We start from the raw sequence: 7,176 nt of genomic DNA, 5'->3' as shown, positions 1-7,176 counted from the left end.
TGGGGTCGGTAGCGGACCGACCCCACCGGGGCCCTCAGTCGCCCCCAGGGCGGGGCTATCCCTCGAAGGTCGCTGAGAGTGCCTCCGCCAACCCGGGCACCAGGTCCGAACCGGTCAGCACCTCAGTGGGGGAGTCCTTCTCCCGTAGCCGCAGTGCCGACTCGCGGGTTCCGTCGCGGAGCACCGCGACCGTCATACGGACCTCCTGACGGTCCGGGTGGTCCGCGACCCACTTCGTCAGCGATTCGCCGTCGAGGCCCTTCGGAACTGCCGCCTCCGCCGAGGTGGGCAGCATCTGGCGCTCCACCGTCAGCGCGCAACCCGCGACGGCGTCGGGCCAGGCGATCGTCGCGAGGAACTCGTCCAGCGGCTTGCCCGCCGGGATCTCGTCCTGCTCGATGGGGGTCAGCGGCGCGGCCACCTCATCGCCGTCGAGCCCGAGCTGGGATGCGAGGTCGGGCTCCTGGGTGCGCAGTCGTGCGGTGTCGACGAGCGCGAACAGCCTGGCCGGCTGATCCCAGCCAAGTCCCGCTGTGTATTCGTCGATCTCCAGAACGGCACGCGTCAGCGGGGTGGCGGCGATCGGCCCGGAAGCCTTCCCACCGGAGGCGCCGGCGCCGGCACCACCAGGGGCATCGGCGCTGCCAGCGGCCCGGCGGGAAGGCTGGCCCGACGCTGAATCGGCGGGCGGATCGGAGGGGGCGGAAGAAGAAACATTGGACATGCCCAATATCCTGCCTCCTTCTGGCCCCGAGACGGGAACTAGGTAAAGCCTCAGTAAGTTGCATGAGTGGGCTCTACGATCGCGGGGCCCAGCTTGGCACGACTGCGTCCGTGACCCACACGGCCGCTCCTTCTACACAACCGCGAACTTCGAGGTGCGCACGTTGGCTTTCCAGATGCCGGACCGCGGCGGAGGCTCCCCGACCGGGCCACGGATGAGAGTAGGCCGGCCGTCCCGTCGCGTCCGTACCCTACTGATGACGCTGGGCGTGCTGGCGGTTCTGGCGATGGCGTTCGTCATGTTCGCCGGGTTCTGGACCGACTGGCTCTGGTACCGCTCCGTCGACTACTCGTCGGTGTTCACCACCACGCTCTCGACCAAGATCGGGCTCTTCGCCGTCTTCGGCCTCCTGATGGCGATTGCCGTCGGGGTGAACATCTGGCTCGCGCACCGGCTGCGGCCGCCGCTGAGCGCGATGTCGCTGGAGCAGCAGAGCCTCGACCGATACCGGATGAGCATCGCCCCCTACAAGAAGTGGGTTCTCCTCGCGATCACCGCTCTGGTCGGACTGATCGCCGGTGCCTCGGCGACCGGTCAGTGGCGGACCTGGCTGATGTGGGTCAACGGCGTGCCCTTCGGTGAGAAGGACCCCCAGTTCCAGATGGACGTGTCGTTCTACGCGTTCGATCTGCCCTGGTACCGGTTCCTGCTCGGCTTCGGCTTCGCAGCGGCCGTTCTCTCACTGATCGCCGCCGCACTCACCCACTACCTGTACGGCGGGCTGCGCGTCACCAGCCCCGGCGCGCGTGCCACGGCCGCGGCCACCGGACATCTGTCGGTACTGCTCGGCCTCTTCGTCTCGCTGAAGGCCGTGGCGTACTGGTTGGACCGGTATGGCCTCGCGGTGAAGTCCAGCGACTTCAAGGCCACCGGGGAATGGACGGGCCTGCGGTACGTCGACGCCAACGCCTACCTTCCGGCGAAGACGATCCTCTTCTGCATCGCCGTCATCTGCGCCCTGCTGTTCTTCGCCACGCTCTGGCGGCGCACCTGGCAGCTGCCGGTGATCGGCTTCGGTCTGATGGTCCTGTCGGCGATCCTGATCGGCGGCCTGTACCCGGCCATCGTGCAGAAGTTCCAGGTCCAGCCGAACGAGCAGGCCAAGGAAAGCCCGTACATCCAGAAGAACATCGATGCCACCCGCAAGGCGTACGGCATCGACAGCGCCAAGCCCGAGGACTACAAGGGCAAGGGCGATCCCACCCGCAGGGACCAGCAGCGCGAGGACGCCAAGAGCGCGGCCAGCTACCGAGTGGTCGACTCCAATGTCGTCTCGCCCGCCTTCCAGCAGCTCCAGCAGGAGCGGAAGTACTACCAGTTCCCGGACACCCTGGACGTCGACCGCTACCCCGGCGCTGATGGAAAGCCGCAGGACACGGTCATCGGTCTGCGTGAGCTGGACATCGAGGGCATTCCCAAGCGGAACTGGATCAACGACCACTTCACGTACACCCATGGCTACGGCGCGATCGCCGCCAAGGGCACGAGTGTGGTCAGCGACCCCAACAAGGGCACGGTCGGCTCGCCCGACTTCACCGAGTCCGGTATGCCCACCACCGGTCAGCTCGGCTCGTACGAGCAGCGGATCTACTACGGCGAGAAGACCGAGCAGTACTCGATCGTCGGCGGTCCGCAGAAGGAACTGGACTACGAGGCGAGCACCGGGCCGACCAAGTACACGAGCTACAAGGGCAAGAGCGGTGTCAGCCTCTCCAGCGCGCTGAACCGGGCCGCGTACGCGGTGTCCTTCAGCGAGCCGCAGCTCTTCTACTCCGGAGCGGTGGGCGAGGGGTCGCGGATCCTCTACAACCGCACGCCCAAGGAGCGCGTCGAGGCCGTCGCGCCGTGGCTGACCATCGATGGCGACGCGTACCCCGCGGTGGTCGACGGACGTATCCAGTGGATCGTCGACGCCTACACCACGACCAACAGCTACCCGTACGCCTCGCGTACGACGCTCGGGGACACCACGACCGACTCGCTGACCACCAACCAGCGCGCGGTCGTCGCCCAGCAGAACCAGGTCAACTACATCCGCAACTCGGTGAAGGCCACCGTCGACGCCTATGACGGCAAGGTCAAGCTGTACCAGTGGGACACCAAGGACCCGGTTCTGAAGACCTGGATGAAGGCGTTCCCCGGCACGGTGAAGGCGAAGGGCGACATCTCCCCGGAGCTGAAGTCCCACCTGCGCTATCCGCAGGACATGTTCAAGGTGCAGCGCGAACTGCTCACCCGCTACCACGTCACCGAGCCCGAGCAGTTCTACAGCGGCAGTGACGCCTGGCAGGTGCCGGACGACCCGACGAACAAGGACAGCAGTGCGGTGCCGCCGTACTACCTGAGCCTGAAGATGCCGGGTGAGAAGACCCAGAAGTTCTCGCTGACGACGACGTTCACGCCGGCCGGACGCCCCAATCTGGGCGCCTATATGGCGGTGGACGCCGATGCCAACAGCGAGAGCTATGGCTCGATGAGACTGCTGAGAGTCACGGAGACCGTCCAAGGGCCGTCCCAGGTGCAGTCCGAGCTGAACGGTGTGCCGGAAGTCGCCACGTTCGTCCGTGACCTCAGAGGCACCGACTCGGATATCGAGTACGGCAATCTGCTGACGATCCCGTTGGACGGCGGATTCCTCTACGTCGAACCCGTCTACGCCAGGGGCGGTAGTGCCAACTATCCGCTCCTTCGGAAGGTCGCCGTCGCCTATGGCGGAGGCAAGCCCGTCTTCAAGGACAGCCTTTCGGAGGCGCTCAACGCGGTCTTCGGTGAAGCGGGCACGGAGCAGCCGACGACCCCACCGGGCGACGAGCCAACCAAGCCGACACCCAATCCGACCACGCCACCCGCGACGGGTGACGCGGCGCTGAAGGCCGCCATCGACGATGTGTTGAAGGCGCAGGACGCGATGGACGCGGTGCTGGAGAAGGACCCGAAGGACCGGGAGGCGTACGGCAGGGCCCAGGACGAGCTCGAAGCCGCCATCGAGCGGTTGGCGGGGATCCAGGGCAAGTCACGTCCGGCGCAGTCCGCCGCACCGTCACCGTCCAAGTCGTCCTAGCTGCCGTAGTCGCTTCGGTAGCCCCTGTCCCACGCGCTCCGCGCGTGGGACAGGGGACGAGACAGCTGCTCTGATCAGGCAACATCCTGTGCCGTGGTAGTCTTTGGACACAACGACGCGGGGTGGAGCAGCTCGGTAGCTCGCTGGGCTCATAACCCAGAGGTCGCAGGTTCAAATCCTGTCCCCGCTACTGAAAACGAAGAGGGCCCGAATCCATTGAGGATCCGGGCCCTCTTCATGCGTATGTGATCGCGTGGGGGAACTGCGCGTGGCGTACTGCGAGTTGACTGGATAAGTGTTTCACTTATCTCTCTGTGGGCATGTCGACAAAACGCTGAAGTGACCTCACTGGCTGCGGTATACCAGGTGTACGCGGGTTGCGGGTGGTGCGACGATGGAATTTATGGGGGACAGGGCGACTCTGTTGAAGACAGGGCGGTTTGTGCAGCGAAATGCCGTAAACGCAGCGGAAACAAGCAATCCCGCTGCTGACGACCTCGCTGGCACCACCGTCGGCCCCGCCATGCGCCATCCCCGAGGAGCCCGCGGAGCGGCACCCCTGACACCGGTTGCCGCCGGCGACCCGGCGGAAGCGGCGGGGGCTGCGGACGCGGTCGAGAGCGCGGAGGCCGAGGAGCGCTACCGCCGTGCCGCTGAGAGCGGTGACACCGTAGCCATGAGTCTGCTGGGCGCGGCACTACTGCGCCGAGGGGACCTCGACGGCGCCGAAGGCCATCTGCGGGCCGCAACCGCCGCCGGAGACCGCGCGGCAGCCAACAATCTCGGCGTCCTCCTCCACCAGCGCGGCTATGCGGAGGAGGCGGCCGCCTGGTGGCGAGTCGCCGCGGTCGCCGGCTCCGCGGCGGCTGCCCACGCCCTGGGCCGTCACTTCCGTGAGCGTGGGGACGAGCCCGCAGCCGAGTACTGGCTGCGCCAATCAGCCGAGCAGGGCCATGCCCTGGGGGCCTACGCGCTTGCGGATCTACTGGAACACCGTGGCGAAGGCGGGGTCGAGCGCTGGTTGCGTTCGGCCGCCGAGCAGGGTCACCGCGAGGCGGCTTACCGGCTGGCCCGCGCACTGGAACTGCGCGCCGCGGACGAGGCCAGGACGGCTGGCGCGGCCGTCCTGATGCTCGGGACCGACCAGGCCGTCCCGAGCCGCTCCCGCACGCACTTCGCTGCCGACCGGCACCCGGCCGGGATGGTGGACGGGGACCGGGGTGGCGCGGCGGATCCGGCGGTCAGCGGGGCGGACCAGCGGCACGGGCCCGGTTCGAACGAGGGGGAGAGGGCCTCGGCGGCCGCCGATGGCCGCAGCGGTGGCGCGCCCCGAAACCGCGGGCCGGCGGCCGAGCAGGACCAGCCCCCGGCGGTGCGCACCTCAGCGCGGAGTCCGTCATTGTCATCACCCGACCCGACCGAAGGCCCGGACCAGGCCACCACCAGCGCGACAGACCTACGCCTGAGCACACTCGACGAAGCCGCCCAGTGGTATCGCCAGGCGGCGGCCCGGGGACATCGCCGGGCCGCGCTGCACCTCGGAGTGATCCTGGAGCGGCGCGGTGACCTCAAGGAGGCGGGGCGCTGGTATCTGAGCTCGGCCAAGGACGGTGAGGCGCGAGCCGCCTGCGCGCTGGCGTTTCTGCTACGGGACGCCGGAGACGAGGAGAGCGCGGCCGTCTGGTGGCTGAGGGCGGCGCAGGAGGGCGACGGCAACGCGGCCAACGCCCTCGGCGCACTCCACGCGGCCCGCGGAGAGCCGCAGACCGCCGAGCGCTGGTATCGCGCGGCCCTGACCGCCGGCGATGTGAACGGCGCCTACAACCTCGGTCTGCTCTGCACCGCCCAGGACCGCATCGCCCAGGCCGAGCAGTGGTACCGCCAGGCCGCCTACGCGGGCCACCGCGAGGCAGCCAACGCACTGGCCGTACTGCTGCTCCAGTCGGGCGACCCGGTCGGCGCGGAACCCTGGTTCTCCAAGGCGGCCGAGGCCGGAAGCGTTGACGCGGCCTTCAACCTCGGCATCCTCCATGTCGGCCGCGATGATGATCGTACGGCGCTGGCCTGGTACGAGAGGGCGGCGGCAGCGGGGCACACCGAGGCCGCCCTCCAGGTGGGCATCGCCCTCCTGAGGGACGGTGACGACCAGGCCGCGGAACGCCATCTGCGCTGTGCGGCCGGCGGGGGCAGCGCTGAGGCCGCCTTCCGGCTCGCCAGCCTGCTGGACGCGCGACAGCCGCCGCCCGGACCGCCGGCGCTCGGCGAGTCGATGGCGCGGAAGAGCGAGTGCGAGGAGTGGTACGAGCGGGCCGCCGAGCAGGGCCATCGCCGGGCCCAGGTACGAGTGGGGATGCTCGCCGCCGCCCGTGGCGACATGGCCGACGCCGCCCGCTGGTACCGGGAGGCGGCCAGCGCGGGTAGCCGCAACGGAGCGTTCAACCTCGGACTGCTGCTGGCCCGGGAGGGCAATGAGCGTGAGGCGGCCCTGTGGTGGACTCGGGCAGCCCGCGCGGGCCACGGCAGGGCGGCGCTGCGGCTGGCGCTGCTCGCCGCTCGTCACGGCGAGCTGTCGGAGGGGCAGCGCTGGTGTGCGCGCGCCGTTGAGCTGGGGCCGGCCGAGGTCGCCGAACGGGCCGCCAGGCTGCGGGAGGCACTCCATCAGGAGCTGACCGCATAGTGCGTCCCGGGGGCGGGTGAAGGTGCTCGGGTAGCTGATTTGCTCAGGTCGGGTGGGGTCCCGTAAGGTTGCGTTTAACGACGCGGGGTGGAGCAGCTCGGTAGCTCGCTGGGCTCATAACCCAGAGGTCGCAGGTTCAAATCCTGTCCCCGCTACTGATGGTCGAAGGCCCGGACTCAATGAGTCCGGGCCTTCGGCGTTCCTCATGCCAGGCACGACCGCGGGTGCTTCCAGCAAGCCCGCCCAAAGGCACCGGCCCTCGATCCGCTGCGACATCGCCGATGCTCGCTACCGGATGGGCAGGTCGGGTGACGTATGCGTCCGCCTCTATCGCCCCTGAGGCCGACCGGGCCGCGGGCCGGCGTACGGGACAACCGGGTCGGCACGACTGGATCGGAGCGCCCCGGATCCGAGCGACCGGGCTATGAGCGGCCGAAGCGTCGCACGGCGGGACTCATCCAGGGGGACTCGCGGAGCGGGACGCCCTCGAGGGTCGCAAGAGTGCCAGTGGCGCCCCTGGGCGGAGTCCGGACGGGATCTTTCGGTGGAAATCGGCCAGGCCGATACCGAGAGGCCGATACCGAGACAGCCCCAGCGAAGATCAACTGTTGAGCGGGGAACAGCGTGGCTGGCCGGTTGAGGGTTGAGCGACCT

The 7,176-nt window shown here is 68.8% G+C and carries 3 protein-coding genes and 2 tRNA genes; 4 read left to right on the top strand and 1 reads right to left on the bottom strand.

From position 1 onward, the window contains the following. Positions 1–55 precede the first annotated feature (55 nt). A complete protein-coding gene (locus tag NBG84_RS07085; RefSeq protein WP_250918416.1) occupies positions 56–724 on the bottom strand; it encodes a PPA1309 family protein in 669 nt (222 codons plus the stop codon). A 175-nt stretch (positions 725–899) separates the two neighbouring features. Here NBG84_RS07085 and NBG84_RS07080 point away from each other — a divergent pair, with 175 nt between their 5' ends. The 4 genes from NBG84_RS07080 to NBG84_RS07065 all read left to right on the top strand — a co-directional run bounded on the left by NBG84_RS07080 (position 900) and on the right by NBG84_RS07065 (position 6,677). Beyond that, entirely contained in the window at positions 900–3,845 is a 2,946-nt protein-coding gene (locus tag NBG84_RS07080) for a UPF0182 family membrane protein (protein ID WP_250918441.1), read from the top strand. A 116-nt stretch (positions 3,846–3,961) separates the two neighbouring features. Then, positions 3,962–4,035: transfer RNA gene (locus NBG84_RS07075), tRNA-Met, on the top strand. Positions 4,036–4,239: 204 nt separating this feature from the next. Continuing rightward, positions 4,240–6,522, top strand: coding sequence for a tetratricopeptide repeat protein (locus tag NBG84_RS07070; RefSeq protein WP_250918415.1), 2,283 nt, complete (start codon positions 4,240–4,242; stop codon positions 6,520–6,522). 81 nt (positions 6,523–6,603) lie between these two features. After that, positions 6,604–6,677: transfer RNA gene (locus tag NBG84_RS07065), tRNA-Met, on the top strand. Positions 6,678–7,176: the final 499 nt, after the last annotated feature.

Source organism: Streptomyces albipurpureus (assembly GCF_023701525.1).
GTDB lineage: Bacteria > Actinomycetota > Actinomycetes > Streptomycetales > Streptomycetaceae > Streptomyces > Streptomyces albipurpureus.
This window is presented reverse-complemented; position numbering and strand designations above follow the sequence as displayed.